The sequence below is a fragment of the Nocardiopsis alba genome (genome assembly GCF_000710955.1).
Classification (GTDB): domain Bacteria; phylum Actinomycetota; class Actinomycetes; order Streptosporangiales; family Streptosporangiaceae; genus Nocardiopsis; species Nocardiopsis alba.
The window spans coordinates 561,098-581,115 of record NZ_BAZE01000001.1 but is presented as its reverse complement, the minus strand read 5'-3'; the positions used below and the strand labels follow the sequence as shown (position 1 = coordinate 581,115).

Annotated in this window: 12 protein-coding genes; 9 read left to right on the top strand and 3 right to left on the bottom strand. The window is 69.5% G+C overall.

The window, feature by feature from the left end; genetic code table 11:
* The first annotated feature begins 321 nt into the window (after positions 1–321).
* From TR33_RS02450 to fdhD, 4 genes are all read left to right on the top strand, one after another.
* Positions 322–4,044: a CDP-glycerol glycerophosphotransferase family protein gene (locus TR33_RS02450; protein ID WP_042281114.1), complete on the top strand. Its 3,723-nt coding sequence runs from the start codon at positions 322–324 to the stop codon at positions 4,042–4,044.
* Between the two features lie 74 nt (positions 4,045–4,118).
* Positions 4,119–4,412: an antibiotic biosynthesis monooxygenase gene (locus tag TR33_RS02445; protein WP_014908442.1), complete on the top strand. Its 294-nt coding sequence runs from the start codon at positions 4,119–4,121 to the stop codon at positions 4,410–4,412.
* A 200-nt stretch (positions 4,413–4,612) separates the two neighbouring features.
* On the top strand, positions 4,613–6,001 hold the full coding sequence (locus TR33_RS02440) for a glycine--tRNA ligase (protein ID WP_014912415.1): 1,389 nt from the start codon (positions 4,613–4,615) through the stop codon (positions 5,999–6,001).
* A gap of 137 nt (positions 6,002–6,138) precedes the next feature.
* Positions 6,139–6,999 (top strand): formate dehydrogenase accessory sulfurtransferase FdhD, encoded by an 861-nt coding sequence (gene fdhD, locus TR33_RS02435; protein ID WP_026124935.1) that lies wholly within the window; start codon positions 6,139–6,141, stop codon positions 6,997–6,999.
* Positions 7,000–7,237: 238 nt separating this feature from the next.
* Here fdhD and trhA read toward each other — a convergent pair whose 3' ends face one another.
* A complete protein-coding gene (gene trhA / locus TR33_RS02430; RefSeq protein WP_014908203.1) occupies positions 7,238–8,020 on the bottom strand; it encodes a PAQR family membrane homeostasis protein TrhA in 783 nt (260 codons plus the stop codon).
* A gap of 430 nt (positions 8,021–8,450) precedes the next feature.
* On the opposite strand from trhA, the gene ppdK reads away from it, so the two are divergent.
* The 3 genes from ppdK to TR33_RS02415 all read left to right on the top strand — a co-directional run bounded on the left by ppdK (position 8,451) and on the right by TR33_RS02415 (position 13,966).
* Positions 8,451–11,144 carry a pyruvate, phosphate dikinase gene (ppdK, locus tag TR33_RS02425; RefSeq protein WP_017534167.1) on the top strand — a complete coding sequence of 898 codons (2,694 nt, stop codon included), beginning with the start codon at positions 8,451–8,453 and terminating at the stop codon, positions 11,142–11,144.
* A 324-nt stretch (positions 11,145–11,468) separates the two neighbouring features.
* Positions 11,469–12,620: a YdcF family protein gene (locus tag TR33_RS02420; RefSeq protein ID WP_042281111.1), complete on the top strand. Its 1,152-nt coding sequence runs from the start codon at positions 11,469–11,471 to the stop codon at positions 12,618–12,620.
* 80 nt (positions 12,621–12,700) lie between these two features.
* Entirely contained in the window at positions 12,701–13,966 is a 1,266-nt protein-coding gene (locus tag TR33_RS02415) for a deoxyguanosinetriphosphate triphosphohydrolase (protein WP_014908750.1), read from the top strand.
* Between the two features lie 13 nt (positions 13,967–13,979).
* Here TR33_RS02415 and TR33_RS02410 read toward each other — a convergent pair whose 3' ends face one another.
* Together TR33_RS02410 and TR33_RS02405 are read right to left on the bottom strand one after the other, a co-directional pair.
* On the bottom strand, positions 13,980–15,593 hold the full coding sequence (locus tag TR33_RS02410; protein WP_042281109.1) for a vWA domain-containing protein: 1,614 nt from the start codon (positions 15,591–15,593) through the stop codon (positions 13,980–13,982).
* Complete coding sequence (locus tag TR33_RS02405) at positions 15,590–16,759, bottom strand: hypothetical protein (protein WP_042281108.1); 1,170 nt, start codon at positions 16,757–16,759, stop codon at positions 15,590–15,592. Before TR33_RS02405 ends, TR33_RS02410 begins: the two co-directional genes overlap by 4 nt.
* Before the next feature lie 146 nt (positions 16,760–16,905).
* Here TR33_RS02405 and dnaG point away from each other — a divergent pair, with 146 nt between their 5' ends.
* Both dnaG and rpoD read left to right on the top strand, forming a co-directional pair.
* On the top strand, positions 16,906–18,792 hold the full coding sequence (gene dnaG / locus TR33_RS02400) for a DNA primase (RefSeq protein ID WP_042281106.1): 1,887 nt from the start codon (positions 16,906–16,908) through the stop codon (positions 18,790–18,792).
* A gap of 104 nt (positions 18,793–18,896) precedes the next feature.
* Entirely contained in the window at positions 18,897–19,982 is a 1,086-nt protein-coding gene (rpoD, locus tag TR33_RS02395) for an RNA polymerase sigma factor RpoD (RefSeq protein WP_042281104.1), read from the top strand.
* The last annotated feature ends 36 nt before the right edge of the window (positions 19,983–20,018 follow it).

Here is a 20,018-nt window from a genome sequence, read left to right as displayed (position 1 = left end):
GTCAGTGAAGCAGGAACCGGCCGCCACCGCGAGGCGTGCGGCTCCCCCCGGTCGGCTTCGGATCACCGATCCCATGGTGACGGTTCTATGAGGGAGCCGAGACCCCGGGGCGGCCCCCGGTCCAGATCGACCCGCCTCGACGACGGGGTACAGACGAGCCGGGCACCCGCGCGGTCCCCGCCCCCGGTCGGGACCACGGGGCGTACGGGGGGTCGAGTACCTTCTACAGTCGGTTATCGACCGTTTGAGCAGCGCGGACCTTCCGCACTACGGTGCCCGTACTTCGTCCAGCGACGAACCCTCCGGAGAGTGTCAACTTCCGTGCCCGAACCCACAGTCATCGTGACGTTCGACGTCACCGAGCCTCACCTTCAGAACTGCCTCGACTCCCTGGCCCGTCAACGTGACGAGAGCCGGATCGAGGACACGACGCGCCCCATGGACGTGCCGGACATCGAGGTGCTCCTCGTACCGGTCCGCGCCGTCGGCGAGGCCACCTCGACCGCGCCCACCGTCCCGGAGGATCCCGAAGGGGAGAACACCGAACCGGACACCGGCGGAGACGACGAGACGGCCGAGACCGACGAGCAGCGTCCGGAGGAGAACGACCAGGGGGACGAGGCCGTCGACTCCGCGCGCGAGGACGGACTGGCCACGGCGCGCGCCTTCGCCGCGGCGCCCCCGACCGGCCTGCGCGTCACCCTGCTGGACGAGGACCCCGCCCCTCACCACCCCGCGGCCCGCACCCGCGGGGCGGAGGTGGCGAGCGGCGACCACCTGCTCTTCCTCTCCGGCGCCGACGCCCTGACCGGCTACGCCCTCGCGCACCTGGCCCACAGCGCCGCCGACACCCGTTCGGACCTGGTCATCGGCAACGTCCACCGGTTCAACGAGCTGGGCGCCTCCCCCTCCAAGGCGCACCGGCGACTGTGCGGCCGCCGGCGTCTGGCCGAGGACCCCCGGAACGTCCCCGGCCTGATCTCGGACGCGACCCTGGGCAACCGTCTATGGCGGCGGGAGTTCTGGCTCGCCCACGACACCTCGGCCCTCGCCCCCGAAGACGCCGACCTCGCCGTTCGGAGACTGACCCTGAGGGCCGACGCCGTGGACGTGCTCCCGGCCCCGGTACTGCTCATGCGCGAACGGACCGGCGATCGTCTTTCCCTCGACGAGGCCTCCCTCACCCGGCGGCTCACCGCGATGCGCGAGATCGCCCTCGAACTTCCCGGCACCGACCGTGAACTGTGGGACCGCAACCTCCTCCACGGCGAGCTCCACCGTCTCCTCCTGCGTCTGGACGACGCCGAGGAACCGGTCCGCGAGGTCGTCATGGACCTGCTCAACGCCTACATCGACCACGTGCCGGACACCCTGTTGCGGGGCCTGCCCGTCCTGGACCGTCTCCTCTACCACCTGGTGCGCAAGCGGCGACAGGCCGACCTGCTGGAGGTCGCCACCTTCGCCAAGAGCGTCGAGATCAAGAAGGCGCCCGCCGTCCGACAGGGGCTGGGCTACTACATCCGGTACCCCTTCTTCGACGCCGAGGACCCCGCCAAGGCGGTCCCCCGCGAGATCTACCGCCTCGACGACGAGATCAAGGTCCGGCAGAAGACCGAGGCCCTCTACTGGGAGGACGGGCGGCTGCACATCAAGGGCCGCGTCGGCATCCGCCACCTGCGGGCCCACAAACGTTGGCACCAGCACATCGTCGCCTTCGCGATCAACACCTCCACCAAGCGCCGGATCCGTGTTCCGGTGCAGGTCCGGCTGGCCGCCGAGTACCGCCTGCCGGACCTGCCCGACGCCGCCCGGCACGACTACGGCGGCTTCACCGCGATCCTGGACCCGCGTCGACTGCGCTCCGCCAGGGAGTGGGAACCCGGCGAGTGGAAGATCGAACTGGTCGTGTTCAACCGCGGCCTGACCCGACGCCGCATCATCGCCAACCCCGTCTCCGGCCAGCCCGAACGCCCCGGATACCACGAGGTCGGCGGTGACATGTGGATCCGACCCCACTGGAACCGCGAGCGTCACCTGGTCATCGCGGTCGAGCCCGCGCGCGCCCGTGTCGTCGAGCACCGTTTCGACGCCCGCACCGCCGAACTCCATCTGGAGGGCGAGCTGCTGTCCGCGCCCGCCGCCGACGCCACCGCCCTGCGGTTGGTCCGGCGTCCCGGTACCGCCCGGCTCACCTATCCGGTCCGGATCGAGGGCGGTCGCTTCAGCGCGAGCGTCCGCGCCGAGGAACTGTTCGCCCGAGGCCTCAGCGAGTGCGGCGGGGTGATCCGTCAGGAGGAATGGGACGCCGAACTGGTCACCGACGCCCAGGTCGGGGTACCCCTCGTCCTGCCCGACGAGGTGCCCACCACCCCCTACAACTCCGACGGCGCCCAGCAGGAACTGGTCGTGCTGCGCACGGCCACCGGACACCTCAAGCTCCGCGCGGGCCGGGCCAGGCCCGTGGTGGACCGCGCCGAATGGGACGAACGCGTCCTCATCCTGGGCGGCGAGTTCCCCAGCGGGGTCGACCTGCGCATCGTCGCCAAGGCCCGAGGCCGCGACGAGGAGCACGAACTCTCCCTGGAGCGTTCCGGGAACCGATTCACCACCCGCTTCGATCCCTCCCGCATCCGCACCCTGTCCGGGGAGCTCTCCCTTCCCGCGGGCTCCTACCAGCTGTGGGGTCGCGTCGGCGAGGAGGACGACGCACCGGAGGAGGAGACCGGCGCCGGAAGCGTCGACGTCGGTGTGGAGTTCGCCGACACGCTCCTCGGGGATCTGCCCCTGGAGACCCGGAGCCCCGAGCGCACCTACACGCTCACCTACCAGAACCGCGGCATCCCGGTGATCCAGGTCGGCAGCGACCTGCGCCCCGTGGAACGCGGTGCCTTCGCCCAGCGTCGACTGCGGGAGACCTTCTACCCGGCCCAGCGGAACGAGCCCGTCACCGAGGGCATCCTCTTCGACACCTACACCGGCCGCCAGTACTCCGACAGCCCTCAGAGCATCTACGCCGAACTGCGCCGTCGTGAGGGCTGGGCCGACTACCCGATGTCCTGGCTGGTCGCCGACGGGCAGGTCAACCTGCCCGAGGACCTCACCCCGGTCCGGCACAAGGGCGAGGAGTACTACAGGGAGCTCGCGCGCAGCCGCTACCTGGTCTCCAACTCGCGTCAGCCCGCCTGGTTCCACCGTCACCCCGACCAGGTGGTCGTACAGACCTGGCACGGATCGATGCTCAAGCGCATCGGCTTCGACGTGGAGAACATCCGCGGCAAGTCGCGCGACTACTTCGACAAGCTGGCCTGGGAGACCCGCCAGTGGGACTACCTGGTCTCGCCCAGCCCCTGGGCCACGCCGATCCTGCGCAGTGCCTTCCGCTTCGAGGGCGAGGTGCTGGAGACCGGCTACCCGCGTAACGACATCTTCTTCTCCGCCGACCGGGAACGCATCGCCGAACGCACCCGGCGCGTCCTCGGACTGCCCGAGGGCAAGAAGGTCGTCCTGTACGCGCCCACCTGGCGGGACGACAAGTACTACACGCGGGGCAAGCACAAGCTCGACCTGCACCTGGACCTGCGCCGGATGTACGACAAGCTCGGCGACGACCACGTGCTGCTGGTCCGCCGCCACCCCCGCGTGGTGGACAGCGTGCCGATCGTCGGAGAGGACTTCGTCTACGACGTGTCCCTGTACCCGGAGATCATGGAGCTGTTCCTGATCACCGACGTGCTCATCACGGACTACTCGTCGATGATGTTCGACTTCGCCAACACCGGCCGGCCCATGCTCTTCTTCACCTACGACCTGGAGAGCTACCGCGACAACCTGCGCGGGTTCTACTTCGACTTCGAGGAGACGGCGCCCGGCCCGCTCCTGACCCGCTCCGACGACGTCATCGCCTCCCTGCTCGACATCGACGAGGTCGCCCGGAACAGCGAGGACTCCTATCGGGCGTTCGTCGAACAGTTCTGTCCCCTCGACGACGGTCACGCCGCCGCCCGCGTCGTGGACCGGGTCTTCGGCGAGGGCCGAGGAAGGTAGGGGAGCGGGCGGGAGACCCGGTCTCCCGCCCGCCCCGGGGCCGGGGCGTCCATGGGCTGCGCCACAATGGTCCGGTGATCGTCATCACCCGTTACTCCGTGCCCGAGGCCGACAGCGAGGCCTTTCGAACCGACGCCGACGCCGCCGTGGCGGTGCTGGCCGCCCGACCCGGATTCGTGCGGCACCGTATCGGCCGCGCCGCCGACGACCCCGAGCTGTGGACGGTCGTCACCGAATGGGAGGGCGCGGGCTACTACCGGCGCGCACTCTCGAACTTCGACGTCAAGATCACCGCGGTCCCCCTGCTGTCCCGGGCCATCGACGAGCCGACCGCCTTCGAGATCCTCGACGGAGAGCGGTCCCGCTGAGACCCGTCTCGGAGGCGGGTCGCCCGCCTCCGAGCGTGACCGAATACGTGCGCGAGAGCCCTCCGATTGCTCTAGCCTGGGGTGACGCGGTCGCCCGGAGCGCCACATCCGTGGCTCCGCGCGTGATCCGCGTTCCAACACACCCGACGATGTATCGCGAACAGCGATCCACCGACCGCCAGCCGGATGGAGAGTCACCCATGGCCGCCAAGTCAGAGGCAATGGACGCACTGGTCAACCTCGCCAAACGCCGAGGTCTGGTCTACCCCTCCAGCGAGATCTACGGAGGTCTGCGCGCCGCCTGGGACTACGGCCCCTTGGGCGTGGAGCTGAAGAACAACGTCAAGCGCCAGTGGTGGCGTTCGATGGTGCAGGAGCGCGACGACATCGTCGGCCTCGACTCCAGCGTGATCCTGGCCCGTGAGGTCTGGGAGGCCTCCGGCCACGTCAAGGAGTTCGTGGACCCGCTCACCGAGTGCCAGGCCTGCCACAAGCGCTTCCGCGCGGACCACCTCATCGAGGCCTACGAGGAGAAGCACGGCCACGAGCCCGCCGAGGGCCTGGCCGCCATCGCCTGCCCCAACTGCGGCGCCAAGGCCTCCTTCACCGAGCCGCGCATGTTCAACGGCCTTCTGCGCACCTACCTGGGCCCGGTCCAGGACGAGAAGGGCCTCGCCTACCTGCGCCCGGAGACGGCGCAGGGCATCTTCATCAACTACAAGAACGTCGAGCAGAGCGCCCGCCGCAAGGTCCCCTTCGGCATCGGCCAGATCGGCAAGTCGTTCCGTAACGAGATCACCCCGGGCAACTTCATCTTCCGGACCCGCGAGTTCGAGCAGATGGAGATGGAGTTCTTCTGCAAGCCGGGCAGCGACGAGGAGTGGCACCAGTACTGGATCGACGCCCGTCACCAGTGGTACCTGGACCTGGGCATCGCCAAGGACAACCTGCGCCTGTACGAGCACCCGGCGGACAAGCTGTCCCACTACTCCAAGCGGACCGTGGACATCGAGTACCGGTTCAACTTCCAGGGCAGTGAGTGGGGCGAGCTGGAGGGCGTCGCCAACCGCACCGACTACGACCTGCGGACCCACTCCGAGGCCTCCGGTGTCGACCTGTCCTACTTCGACCAGGAGAACAACGAGCGCTACATCCCCTACGTCATCGAGCCCGCGGCCGGTGTCGACCGGGCGGTGCTCACGTTCATGCTCGACGCCTACAACGTGGACGAGGCGCCCAACGCCAAGGGCAAGCTGGAGAAGCGCGCCGTCATGCGTCTGGACCCGCGCCTGTCCCCGGTCAAGGCCGCCGTCCTGCCGCTGTCGCGCAACGCCGATCTGTCGCCCAAGGCCCGTGACCTGGCCGCGAGGCTGCGCAAGCGCTGGAACGTCGAGTTCGACGACGCCGGCGCGATCGGCCGTCGCTACCGCCGTCAGGACGAGATCGGTACCCCGTTCTGCGTCACGGTGGACTTCGACACCCTCGAGGACGACGCGGTGACCGTGCGCGAGCGCGACACCATGTCGCAGGAGCGCGTGTCCCTGGACCGCGTCGAGATGTACCTGCTGGAGCGTCTGCCCGGTTGCTGACCGGAGCACGCCCTTTCCGGGCCCCGCCCGACCGTCGACGGTCGGGCGGGGCCCGTCCTGTACCCGGTACCTCCCTCGGCGGTAACGTGACGCCGGGGAACCGGACGATGCCGGTGGGCGAGGGACACGGTGAGGTCATGGGACGTGCGACGACGCGCGGGAGGATCCTGCGGATCAGGAACGGCTCCGTCGACGAGCGCGCGGACACCCTCGTGGTGGAGGAGCCCCTGGAGATCCGGGTGAACGGGAAGCCTCTCACGGTGACGATGCGCACGCCGGGGCACGACTTCGATCTGGCCGCCGGTTTCCTGCTCGGCGAGGGTGTGGTGCGCCGGGCGGAGGACCTGAGGGTGATCCGCTACTGCGCGGGGGCGACCGAGGACGGTTCCAACACCTACAACGTCCTGGACGTGTCCCTGGCCGAGCACGTTCCGCCTCCGGACACCTCGCTCGAACGGAACTTCTACACCACCTCCTCGTGCGGGCTGTGCGGGAAGGCGAGCCTGGACGCGGTGCGCACCCGGGCCCAGTGGCCGGTGGCCGACGACCGGGTGGGGATCGGGTCGCGGATCCTGATGGAGCTGCCCGACCGGCTCCGCGGGGCCCAGCGGGTCTTCGACCGCACGGGGGGTCTGCACGCGGCCGGGCTGTTCACCGTCGAGGGGGAGACGCTGGCGGTCTGTGAGGACGTGGGACGGCACAACGCGGTCGACAAGGTGGTCGGATGGGCTCTGCGTCAGGGCCGCGTCCCGCTGAGGGGGAGTGTGCTGATGGTCTCCGGTCGTGCCTCGTTCGAGCTGGTGCAGAAGGCCTGGATGGCCGGGATCCCGACCTTGGCGGCGGTGTCGGCGCCCTCGTCGTTGGCGGTGGAACTCGCGGAGGAGGCGGGCATGACCCTGGTGGGTTTCCTGCGCGGCGCCTCGATGAACGTCTACACCGGTATCGACCGGGTGCTGTTGGAGGAGGGTTCCGGGCACGCGGAGGAGGTCACGACCTAGGTCCGGAACACGACAGAGACGACCGGACCCGGGGGGATGTGGTCTCCGGTCGCCTCCTGGAACCCTCGGCCGCACACGACCGGGGGAACCTTCCCTCAACGTAGCGGTAGGGGGTGGGGGATACGAGGGTGTTTCGTCCTTCTTGTCCTGTCGTGTAAGCCAATCGTGACGATCTGGCCGGAAGCGGTCGTCGGTTCCTCCGGGCGAGGGCGGTCCGGATCCTGCTTCGATCGCGGGGTCAGCCCGCCGTGTAGACCACGAAGGACACGGCGATGTAGTGGCAGATGAACGCCGCGATGGTCAGGGAGTGGAAGATCTCGTGGAACCCGAACCATCGGGGCGCGGGGTCGGGGCGCTTGAGGCCGTAGACCACCGCGCCGACGCTGTAGAGCACGCCCCCCACGAGGATGAGGATCCAGGTGGCCGGGTGGGTGCCGCTCACCAGTTCGGGGATGAACAGGACCGCCACCCAGCCGATGGCCAGGTAGAGGGACGTGGAGAGCCAGCGGGGGGCGTTGAGCCACAGGAGTTTGAAGGCCACCCCGGCGATCGCGCCGCCCCAGACCAGGGAGAGCATGGCCACACGCAGGGTCCCCTCCAGGACCAGCACGATGAACGGCGTGTAGGTCCCGGCGATGATCAGGTAGATGTTCGAGTGGTCCATGCGGCGCAGGGTCCGCTGGGCCCGGGGGGACCACCGCCCCACGTGGTAGATGGCCGAGGTGCTGAACAGCAGCACCGAGCTGAGCGCGTAGACGGCGCCGGCGACCATGGCGGGGATCGTGGGGGAGAGCGCCACCAGGACGATGCCCGCGGCCAGGGCGAGCGGGGCGGTGCCCAGATGCAGCCATCCGCGCAGACGGGGTTTGACCGCCTCCAGCAGGTCGCCGGCGGTGGCCGCGGCCCGTTCGGGTATCGAGGGGTTCCCGTGCTCGGTCCGACCGGTCGCCTCGGGGGCGACCCGTTCGTCCGTTCCGCTTCCGGAAGCCCCGGTCCTCTGCTCCTCCGACACCGCGCGCACCTCTCAGGTCCTCACGGGCCCGCCCCTCGGCGGGTCCGTCGCCCAGCCTAACTTACGGAAGCGTAGGTTACTTTCTGGTAATGCTGTGTCGCCCGGCACAGTCCACGGCCTCGGGGGTGGTCGGCGCGGGTATTGGTCTCCCGGCTCCGATGTGCGGGCGACGGTGTGCCTGTTTCGTATGAGGGCGAAGGCCGGTGCCCTGAACAGGGGTTTCGTCCAAGGGTGTGGTGGTGGTCGCTCGAAGTGGGGTGGGGCGACGGCCTCTCTTTCTGAACCATTGGTATAGACCTCTCTAATAGCCCTGAACAGCAGCTATGCGGTAAAAGGGCGGTTCGTGGAGGGGTGCTCTTGTCGAGTGTGGATAGAGTCGCGGCCAGATTCAGGGGTTGACCCGAACACCGGGTCACCGAGAGAGCGAGGGAGTACCCCCGTGGCCAAGTACGTCTACACGTTCGCCGAGGGCAACAAGGACATGAAGGATCTTCTCGGTGGCAAGGGCGCCAACCTCGCCGAGATGACCAACCTCGGCCTCCCGGTTCCCCCCGGCTTCACCATCACCACCGAGGCGTGCCGGCACTACCTCGACCACGGCAGCATGCCCGACGGCCTGGACGAACAGATCGAGACCCACCTCGTGCGTCTGGAGAAGGAGATGGGGCGCGGACTGGGCCGCCCCGACGACCCACTCCTGGTGAGCGTGCGTTCGGGGGCCAGGTTCTCCATGCCGGGCATGATGGAGACCGTCCTCAACATCGGTCTCAACGACGAGTCCGTCCTCGGCCTGGCCGAACGGAGCGGTGACGAGCGCTTCGCCTGGGACTCCTACCGCCGCCTCATCCAGATGTTCGGCAAGACGGTCCAGGACATCGACGGCGACCTCTTCGAAGAGGCGATCGAGGAGGCCAAGAAGGCCAAGGGCGTCACCGACGACCTCCACCTCGACACCGACGACCTCCGCCGTCTCGTCGACCGCTTCAAGGAGATCGTCGCCGACCGGACCGGTGGCCCCTTCCCGACCGACCCCCGCGAACAGATGATCCGCGCCGTCAGGGCGGTCTTCGAGTCCTGGAACGCCCCCCGCGCCGCGCTCTACCGGCGCCAGGAACGCATCCCCGCCGACCTCGGCACCGCCGTCAACATCTGCTCCATGGTCTTCGGCAACCTCGGCATGGACTCCGGCACCGGGGTCGCCTTCACCCGCGACCCGGCCACCGGGCGCACCGGCGTCTACGGCGACTACCTCCAGAACGCCCAGGGCGAGGACGTCGTGGCGGGTGTGCGCAACACCGTCCCCCTCACCGACCTGGAGCGCATCGACGCCCACAGCCACGAAGAGCTCATGGGCATCATGACCACGCTGGAGAACCACTACCGCGACCTCTGCGACATCGAGTTCACCATCGAGCGCGGCAAGCTGTGGATGCTCCAGACCCGCGTGGGCAAGCGCACGGCCGCGGCGGCCTTCCGCATCGCCGACCAGCTCGTCGAACAGGGCATGATCACCCTCGACGAGGCGGTCCAGCGCGTCACCGGCGACCAGCTCGCCCAACTGATGTTCCCCCGCTTCGACGAGGAGGCCACGTCCGGAGACGACGTCCACCCGCTGGGCCGGGGCATGAACGCCTCGCCGGGGGCCGCCGTGGGCAAGGCCGTCTTCGACTCCTACACCGCCGTCAAGTGGTCCCGAAGCGGGGAACGCGTCATCCTCTGCCGCCGGGAGACCAACCCCGACGACCTGGAGGGCATGATCGCCGCGGAGGGGATCCTCACCAGCCGGGGCGGCAAGACCTCGCACGCGGCCGTCGTCGCCCGGGGCATGGGCAAGACCTGTGTGTGCGGCGCGGAGGAACTCGACATCGACACCAAGAACCGGCGTATGACGGCGCCCGGCGGGGAGGTCGTCGAGGAGGGCGACGTCATCTCCATCGACGGGACCAGTGGACTGGTCTACCTGGGGGAGGTGCCGGTCGTCGACTCCCCGGTGGTCCGCTACTTCGAGGGCGAGATCGATCCCGCCTCCGACCAGGCCGACGACCTCGTGCGCTCCGTCGACCGGATGATGCACTACGTCGACGCGGCCCGCCGCATGTACGTACGGGCCAACGCCGACACCCCCGAGGACGCCGCGCGCGCCCGCCGGATGGGGGCCCAGGGCATCGGCCTGTGCAGGACCGAGCACATGTTCCTCGGCGACCGTCGCCCCCTGGTCGAGCGGCTGATCCTCGCCGACACACCGGAGGAGCAGCGGGAGTCGCTGAGCGCCCTGCTGCCCCTGCAACGGGAGGACTTCGGCGGCATCCTGGAGGCCATGGACGGCCTCCCCGTCACCGTCCGTCTGCTCGACCCGCCCCTGCACGAGTTCCTGCCCGACATCACCGAGCTGTCGGTGCGCGTGGCCGTGGCCGAGGCCCGTGGGGAGGACCATGAGAACGACCTCCGGGTCCTTCAGGCGGTGCACCGCCTGCACGAACAGAACCCCATGCTGGGGCTGCGCGGTGTCCGACTGGGACTGGTCGTCCCCGGTCTGTTCACCATGCAGGTCCGCGCCATCGCCGAGGCGGCGGTCGACCGTATCCGCGCCGGCGGACGTCCCCGGCCCGAGATCATGATCCCGCTGGTGGGAACGGTTCAGGAACTGGAGATCATCAAGGACGACGCCCAGCGCGTGCTGCGCGAGGTGGGGGAGGAGGCCGGGCTGGAGCTGGAGCTCCCGGTCGGCACCATGATCGAGCTGCCCCGGGCGGCGCTCACCGCCGGGCAGATCGCCGAGAACGCCGAGTTCTTCTCCTTCGGTACCAACGACCTCACCCAGACGGTGTGGGGCTTCTCCCGCGACGACGTGGAGGCCTCCTTCTTCTCCGCCTACCTGGAGAAGGGTGTGTTCGGCGTCTCCCCCTTCGAGTCCCTGGACGTGGACGGGGTGGGCCGCCTGGTCCGTATCGCGGCGGAGGAGGGGCGGGCCGCGCGCCCCGACATCAAGCTCGGCGTGTGCGGTGAGCACGGCGGGGACCCCGCGTCGGTGCACTTCTTCCACAAGGTCGGTCTGGACTACGTGTCCTGCTCGCCCTTCCGTGTGCCGGTGGCCCGGTTGGAGGCGGGGCGTGCCGCCGGCCTCCCCCGCTGAACCCGAGTGACGTACATCCCCGTCGGTGTCCCGGGAAGGGCGCCGACGGGGGCGTTTCCGGGTGTCGAGGACACTACAATCGGAACCCCCTCGGTGGCGGGGAGGGAATCAAGGCCGTGATCTTTTCGTGATATATTCTCGGTCGCCGCCACAGCCTTCCCCAGAGCGGCCCTTCGCCCACCCCCACGGGCGGATCTCCAGGGCCGGACGGACCACCCTTCACACTTCACCCCGCGACGGTCGGGGAGGGCCACAACCTGTGACGGACGGGGGACATCCCAGGGGGAACAGGGTTCCCGGAATCAACTGTGCGGAGGTGAGCCGGTGCGAACGGCGAGCGACGGTCGTGGTGACGAGGCGTGGGACCACCACAGTGCCGTGTCGGCCGACGACGAGGCCACCCGGGTCTTCTCCCGAGGCGGCCCCGCGGACGCCCCCACCGGGTCCGAGACGACGCGGGACTTCACCCGTGTCCCCGAGACCACGGGCGCCTTCCCACGGGAGACCTCCGACGACACCACCCGCGTGTTCGACACCTCCGAATGGAACGCCCCCGACGAACGGGACGTCCGGACCCCGGAACCCGATCCGGACTCCGAGTTCACCCGCAGGTTCGTCCGCGAACGCCCCGGATCGCGCTCCCGAGCGGGCGGACCCGCGCCGCGCGAGACCTACCGGACCGATCCCTTCGAACCCGAACCCTTCGAGCCGGGCCCGCCCGTGCCCGGAGAGGACCCCGAGGACGACCCCCGTCGTGGGGACTTCGACGACTTCGGCGGCTCCGGAGGCGGTCCGGGACGCGGTGGCCGCTCTTCGGGCGACGACCGACCGCCCCATCGCCCCAAACGACGCAAACGGCGCCGCTTCCGGCTCCGTCGGATCATCGCCGTGGTCCTGCTCCTCCTCGTGGCGCTGCCCCCGGCGACGTGGGGCTGGGTCTGGTACACCGCGCGCCAGGACGACCGGGAGGTCTCCGACGCCATCGTCGTGCTCGGCGCCAGCCAGTACAACGGAGTGCCCTCGCCCGTCTTCGAGGCACGTCTGCGGCAGGCCCAGGTCCTCTACCAGGAGGGCGTGGCGCCGATGATCGTCACCGTCGGCGGAAAACAGCCCGACGACGCCTACACCGAGGCCGCGGCCGGCCGTAACTGGCTGATCGAGGTCGGTATCCCCGCCGACCACGTCATCGCGGTTGAGGAGGGACGCGACACCCTCCAGAGCTTCCAAGCGGTCTCGGAGGTCTTCGAGGCCAACCACTGGGAGACGGCCATCCTCGTCTCCGATCCCTGGCACAGCCTGCGCTCCAAGGTGATGGCGGCCGACCACGGCATCGAGGCGGGCACCTCGCCCGCTCGCTCCGGCCCCGCCGTCATAGAGCGCCGTACCCAGCTCTGGTACATCACCAGGGAGACCGCCTCCCTCTGGTACTACTGGATCTTCAACGACAGCAGCGACATCCGGGTCAACGCGGCCTGACCGTCGCGGATCCACCCCGAACGGGCCCGAAGGTGCGTCACGGGCGTGCTTCGTCATCGTCGAGAAGTAGGGTCGCGACCATGACGAGCACCCCGGGCGAGACCTCGGCCCACGGCTACCGGGCGAACGACACCGAACGCTACGCCCGCGAGTCCCGCAAGAGCCGCAGGCGCGGCCCCTTCGAACGCGACCGCGCCCGGGTCCTGCACAGCTCCGCACTGCGCCGTCTGTCGGCCAAGACCCAGGTTGTCCGACTCGGGATCAGCGACTTCCCCCGCACCAGGCTCACCCACTCCCTGGAGTGCGCCCAGATCGGCCGGGAACTCGGCCGATCGTTCGGCTGCGACCCCGACCTGGTGGAGGCCGCCTGCCTCTCCCACGACCTGGGCCACCCGCCCTTCGGACACAACGGCGAACGCGCCCTCGACGAGGCCGCGGCCTCCTGCGGAGGGTTCGAGGGCAACGCCCAGAGTCTGCGCCTGCTCGTCCGGCTGGAGGGCAAGGTCATCGACCCCGACGGACGCAGCGCCGGCCTCAACCTCACCCGCGCCACCCTCGACGCCACCGTCAAGTACCCCTGGCGCCGTGGAGAGGGCGGCGACACCGCCAAGTTCAACTGCTACCCCGACGACGTCGCCGTGTTCACCTGGTTGAGGGAGGGAGCACCCCTCGGCCGCACCTGCTTCGAGGCACAGGTCATGGACTGGTCCGACGACGTCGCCTACTCCGTGCACGACGTCGAGGACGCCCTGCACGCCGGCCTGGTGAGGATGTCCGCCCTGCGCGACCCCCACGAACGCGCCGAGATCTGTCGGGTGGCGGCCGCCCACTACTGCGACGCCGGCACCGCCGAGCTGGAGGAGGTCTACACCGACCTGCTCGCCGAACCCGTGTGGCCCGAAGCGTTCACCGGCGACCTCGCCTCCCTGGCCGCCCTCAAGAACCTCACCAGCGAGCTCATCGGCCGCTTCTGCCGCGCCGCCGAACAGGCCACTCGCGAGGTCCACGGCCCCGAACGCCTCACCCGCTACGGCGCCGACCTGGTCCTCCCGCGACGGACCCTGCTGGAGTGCGCACTGCTCAAGGCGGTGGCCGCGCACTTCGTGATGTCCCGTGAGGAGGCGAGGATCTACCAGGCGGAGGAACGCCGCGTCCTCACCGAACTGGTCGACGCCCTCCTGCACGGAGCCCCCGAGGCCCTGGAACCTCAGTTCCGGGCCTCCTACGAGGCGGCCACCGACGACGCCGGGGCGCTGCGCGTGATCATCGACCAGGTGGCCTCCCTGACCGACACCTCGGCCGCCCTCCTGCACGCGGACCTCACCGGGACGACCCCGCGACGCTGAGCGGCGCGGGGACTCAGTGATAGCCCCGGATCTCCCGGAACACCTCCTCCAGGTCCAGGTCGCGGGCGTCGAAGACCCGACCACCCGTCCGGGACGACAGACGCTCCATCTCCTCGGCGTCGGCCTCGCCGAACAGCACGGTGAACACCGGCGCGGCCGCGGCGTGAGAGGGCAGCCCCTCCAACGAGGCGAACAACCCGTCCAGGTCCAGCCCCCGGTTCACCTCACCGTCGGTCATCAGCACCACCGACGACAGGTACCCGTCCTCTCCGGCCTCCTCCACGAGGGAGTACGCCGCCTCCACGGCGTCGTAGGCCGCGGTCTCGCCGCCGACCTCCAGAGCGGCGATCTCCTCCGCCAACCCCCGCCGAGCGCGGTCCGCGCCCTCCGGCTCCACCACGAAGGAGACCGGCTCCCCGGGCTCGTCCGAGAAGGGCAGCAGCGTCACCTCCTCACGTTCCTGGAAGACCTGCCCGCGTGAGGACAGCGGCCCCTCGTCCGCCCCGGTCAACACGGTCAACGCCCGACGCAGCCCCGAGATCCGGGAGCCGGACATCGACCCGGACACGTCCAGCACGTACACCGTGCGCGCCGGGCGGCGCAGCTCCGAGAAGTAGGCCGCCACCAACTCGTCCACGACCTCCCGACGGGCGGGGAACGGCAGCTCCACCACCGAGGGGAACCCACGCTCCGAGACACCGGCCGCGGCCGGACGACGGAAGGTGGTCTCGGCGATACGGGCCTGGACCTCGGCCGAGGTCAGGTCGGCCACCACCCGTTCGTAGGCGGCCGCGGCCTCCTCCGACGCGCCCGCCAGCAGGGTCAGCGGATAGTCGGCGGTGACCACCCCGTCCTCCGGATACACCAGGACCAGCGGATCCTCGCCGGCCTCGGGGACGTACGACATCAGCACCGACTCGTAGTTCACCACCCCGTCGGGGACGACCGACCCCGACCCGGAGGCGTCGCGCCGACGCCGCTCGAACTCCTCCATCAACCACCCCGACGATCCGGCGGTGAGCTCTTGACCGGAGAAGAACGTCGCCAACCGTTCCTCCACCCCGGCCACGTCCTCGCGCTCCAACGCGGCACCGCTGTCGGCCATCGCCGACGCCGCGCCGATCAGGGCCGAGAAACCCGAGTTGGAGGCGGCCGGGCTGGACATGCCGTAGGTCAACCCCTCCTCCTCGACCGCCAGGGTCACGTCCTCCCAGGTGACCCCGGAGACGCTTCCGTCCCCGGCGACCCAGCCGAGCTCCTCGGCCCGCGAGGCGGACACCCCCAACACCACAGGGGAGAGCATCACCGAGGTCTCGCCGCGCACCGACGAACGGTCGCCGTCGACCAGGTGCAGGTAGCGGTTGGAGGGGAACCACACCGCGTCGTAGTCCTCGACGGCGCCCGCCACGATCCGTTCCGTCCCGTCCAACGTGCCGGAGTAGTCCAGGACCAGCTCGACGCCGGTCCGTTCGGCCGACTCCGCCAACAACGGCTCCATGTCGGCCAGTTCGCTGCCGGCCAGAACCCTCAGAGTCCCGGCGACCCCCGCGCCTTCGACGAAGGAACAGGCGCTCACGGCCAAGAGCGCCGCCAGGGCGCCGGCCCCCGCGCGTGTGCGACCCTTCACGTCCGTCCACCCCCGGAACGTCCGACGAACGCGTCCTCCGGGGCCGCGGGGGCCGTTCCGGTGTCCTCGTACTCCTGCTCGATGGCGTTCAGCAGAGCCTCCAGGGCCTCGTAGGCGGGAGAGTGCACCACGTCGCCGATCCCCGTCCGCACGGCAGGCCCGTACTCCTCGACCAGTTCCCGGAAACGCCCGGTGTCCTCGGTGCGGTAACCGTGCTCGGAGATCAGCCCGCGCAGCTCCGGGTCCTCGGTCAGCAGACGCCCCACCTCGTCACCCGCCTCGGTGAAGGGCACGATGGTGTGGGTCGAGAACACGGTCGGCTCCGGGTACATCACCACCGAGTCCTCGGGTGGGGGAGGGCCGAGGACCGCGGCGTGCACGTACTGGGACTCGTAGGCCCACAGCAGCGGGGTGTGCCCCGGCCCCAGGTCTCGGAACTGCTCGAAGGGCTGACGTGAGGACTCCGGGGGCTGCCCTTGGGCCAGGAACAACCGGGCCAGTGTGGACGTCAGCTCCTCGTCCACGGAACCGGGCGTGACCACCTCCTCGTCGTTGAGCAGGTAGGACAGCACCACCACGTACATCGCCGCCGAGTTCGAGGTGCGCGGGTCGGTGGTGCGGGCCAGCACCTCGTTGCGGTTGCTCGAACTCACCGCGTCGCCGGGCAGATCGCGCCAACGGACGCGGTCCTCGGTCAGCTCCAGATAGGCGGCCAGGTCCAGCGACCAGGTGCCGTCCTCGGCGACGCGCGCGACCCCCTCCTCCCGGAGGGCCTCGGCCATGGGGCCGTGCGCGAGCATCACCATGGGCGTGCTGAAGGGGTCGTATTCGTCTTCGACGCCGTGCAGGCCGCGGATGTGCTCCGAGGCGGCCGCGGAACCGGGGGAGACGAAGTCCGACTCGTCGGCCCGCTCGGCCATCGATCGGGAGCCCTGAGGGCGTACCCGAACGTCGTATCCGAGTTCGGCGAACCGTTCCCGGACCCTCTCGTCCTCGAACAGATCGACCTTCTCCGAGCCGACGACCCCCTCGACCACCACCGGGGAACCGCCGAAGCGGTCGATCACCACGAGGCCGAGGGCCAGTACCAGTACCGCCACCACGGCACCGCCCGACAGTACGATCCATCTCCGGTACCGATCGGACCGTTGATCCTGAGCACGCACGGGGCGCACCTCCTGGGGGATGTGAGGATCCCCAGCCTGCTCCGCGTCGCCGACCGGCGTCCGACACCGGGATGGCCGGACGGTGGACCCCCGGCGAACCCCGGGCGATGGCCGGAACGTGCTCGAGGAGAACTACCCTGAACACCGTGGCAGGACGGATCAGAGACGAAGACATCGCCCTCGTACGCGAGCGCACCCCCATCGCCGACGTGATCGGCGAGTACCTCCAATTGCGCAACGCGGGAGGCGGATCGCTGAAGGGCCTGTGCCCCTTCCACGACGAGAAGTCCCCCTCCTTCAACGTCACCCCGGCCAAAAACCTCTACTATTGTTTTGGTTGTGGGGAGGGCGGGGACGTCATCTCCTTCGTTCAGAAGATCGACAGCCTCAGCTTCATCGAGGCCGTCGAGTCCCTGGCCCGCCAGACCGGGATCACGCTCCGCTACGAAGAGGGCGGCCGTAGCACCGCCCGACGCGACGAGGGCAAACGTCGACGTCTGCTCGACGCCCACAAGGCCGCCGCCGAGTACTACGCCGAGCGGCTCCTGACCCCGGAGGCCGTGGCCGCCCGACGGTTCCTGGACGAGCGCGGGTTCAACCGGGTGCACGCCGAACGGTTCGGTCTGGGGTTCGCCCCCGCCGGCTGGGAGAACCTCACCACCCACCTGCGCCACCAGGGCTTCACCGACGCCGAACTGATCGAGGGCGGATTGGCCAGCCAGGGGCGGCGCGGCGCCTACGACCGTTTCCGCAACCGGCTGCTGTGGCCGGTGCGCGAGGTCACCGGCGAGGTCGTCGGCTTCGGCGCGCGCAAGCTCGCCGAGGAGGAGGACGGCCCCAAGTACCTCAACTCCCCGGAGAGCCCCATCTTCCACAAGGGGCGTCTGCTCTACGGGATGGACCTGGCCAAACGGGAGATCTCCCGTAAGGGCGAGGCGGTCATCGTCGAGGGCTACACAGATGTGATGGCCTGCCACGAGGCCGGGGTCACCACGGCGGTCGCCACCTGTGGCACCTCCTTCGGCGAGGACCACCTCAAGATCCTGCGTCGCATGTTGTTGGGCCGCTCCAATCAGGGCGGCAGGGTCGTCTTCACCTTCGACGGCGACAAGGCCGGCCAGAAGGCGGCCGTCCGGGCCTTCGCCGAGGAGCACGGTTTCACCTCGGAGACCTTCGTGGCCGTCCAGCCCGACGGTCTCGACCCCTGCGACCTGCGTCTTCAGCACGGTCCTCAGGCGGTGGCGGACCTGGTCGACGGCGCCAGCCCCTTGTACGAGTTCATGATCCGGACCATCGTCGAGGGCTATGACCTGAACAACGCCGAGGGGCGTATCGCCGCCTTGGACGCCGCCGCCCCCGTGGTCGCCGGTATCCGGGACGAGGGCGTGCGTCTGACCTATGGCAAGAACCTGGACCGTTGGCTGGGGCTGATGGACGAGGCCTTCGTGCTGCGCCGGGTCCGCCAGCACATGGGCCGGGGCCGTGCGCGCGGTGGTGCCGACCGCCCGAGGCAGGCCGCTCCGGCTCCGACCCCGGACGCCCAGGAGGCGCCCTACGACCTGCGCGACCCCTCGGTGCAGCGGGAGCGCCAGGCGCTCAAGCTCGCGATCCAGTACCCCCATTTGGCGCGGGGCTTCGACTCCCTCACCGAGGAGGACTTCACCGTCCCCCAGCACCAGGCGGTGCTCCGGATCATCCGGGATCAGGGCGGCGTCTCGTCGGTGGCCGATCCTCAGCATTGGCCGATCGCCCTGCGCGAGGCGGCCCCCAACGAACTCCAGCGCGATTTCGTCACCCGCCTGGGTGTGGAGGAGATCGAGTTCTACGGAGAACTCGATGAACATTTCGCGCGGGAAATGTTGAGCACGATCAAGACTCATTCCATCAACCGTCGCGAGTCAAACCTCAAGTCGGAGTTGCACCGGATCGACCAGGCCGCGCAACCGGAGGAGTTCGATCGGATCTTCGCCGACCTCATGCGCCTCGGCCAGCAGAAACGTGCCCTGCAAGAGGGTGGCGTCGAGAGTATGTAGCAAAAGGGTGACAATAGTACTTCTCCCCGTTTCAGTGGGGATATGGGCACAATGTACTGATGTCTCCCACGGCTGTGACCAATGGAACGCCGCCTCTGAGTCAGGTGGTCCGACTTCTTCCCGATTCCGGTCGGGGAACGGTGACTCGTGGGGAGGTCGCGTCCGTTCTCGAACGCCTCGACGCGCCCCCCGAGGCCCTGGACCGGACGATCTCCGACCTGTCCCGCAGCGGGGTCGACGTGGCCGCCCCCGAGGAGGCCGTGCCCTCCTCCGACCCGGGGCGTCGCTCCGGCTCCGACCTGGTCCGTCTCTACCTGCGCGAGATCGGTAAGGTCCCCCTGCTGACCGCTCGGGAGGAGGTGGAGCTGGCCAAGGCCGTCGAGGTCGGCCTGTACGCCCAACGGCGTGGTTCCGGAGACCGGCATTGCACCCAGGACGAACTCGACGCCCTCACGGAGGAGGGACGACGGGCCAAACGGCGACTCATCGAGTCCAACCTGCGGCTGGTCGTGTCGATCGCCAAACGCTACATGGGGCGTGGACTGTCGTTCCTGGACCTGATCCAGGAGGGCAACCTGGGTCTGATCCGCGCGGTGGAGAAGTTCGACTACACCAAGGGCTTCAAGTTCTCGACCTACGCCACCTGGTGGATCCGTCAGGCGATCACCCGCGCCATCGCCGACCAGGCCCGCACCATCCGTATCCCGGTGCACATGGTCGAGACCATCAACAAGCTCGTCCGGGTCCAGCACAGCCTCCACCAGAGACTCGGACGCGAACCCAGCGTCGCCGAGATCTCCTCGGCCGCGGGCTTCGGGGGCGAACGCGTCCTGGAGATCCAACGACTGGCCCGCGAACCCGTCTCCCTTCAGGCGCCCATCGGTGAGGAGGAGTCCGACTTCGGCGACTTCATCGAGGACTCCGACGCCGTGGCCCCGGTGGAGGCGGCCGCCTTCACCCTTCTCCAAGAGCGGCTCCGGGTGATCCTGGGGGACCTGTCCGAACGCGAACGGCGGATCATCCGGCTGCGGTTCGGCCTGGCGGACGGGCGCACCCGGACCCTGGAGGAGGTCGGACGGGAGTTCGGGGTGACCCGCGAACGCATCCGACAGATCGAGGCCAAGACCCTCGCCAAGCTCCGCCACCCTTCTCGCGCGGGCACCCTGAAGGACTTCCTGCACGGCGGCTGACCCTTCGGCGCGGGCCGATGCGCTCCGGCCTCGCTA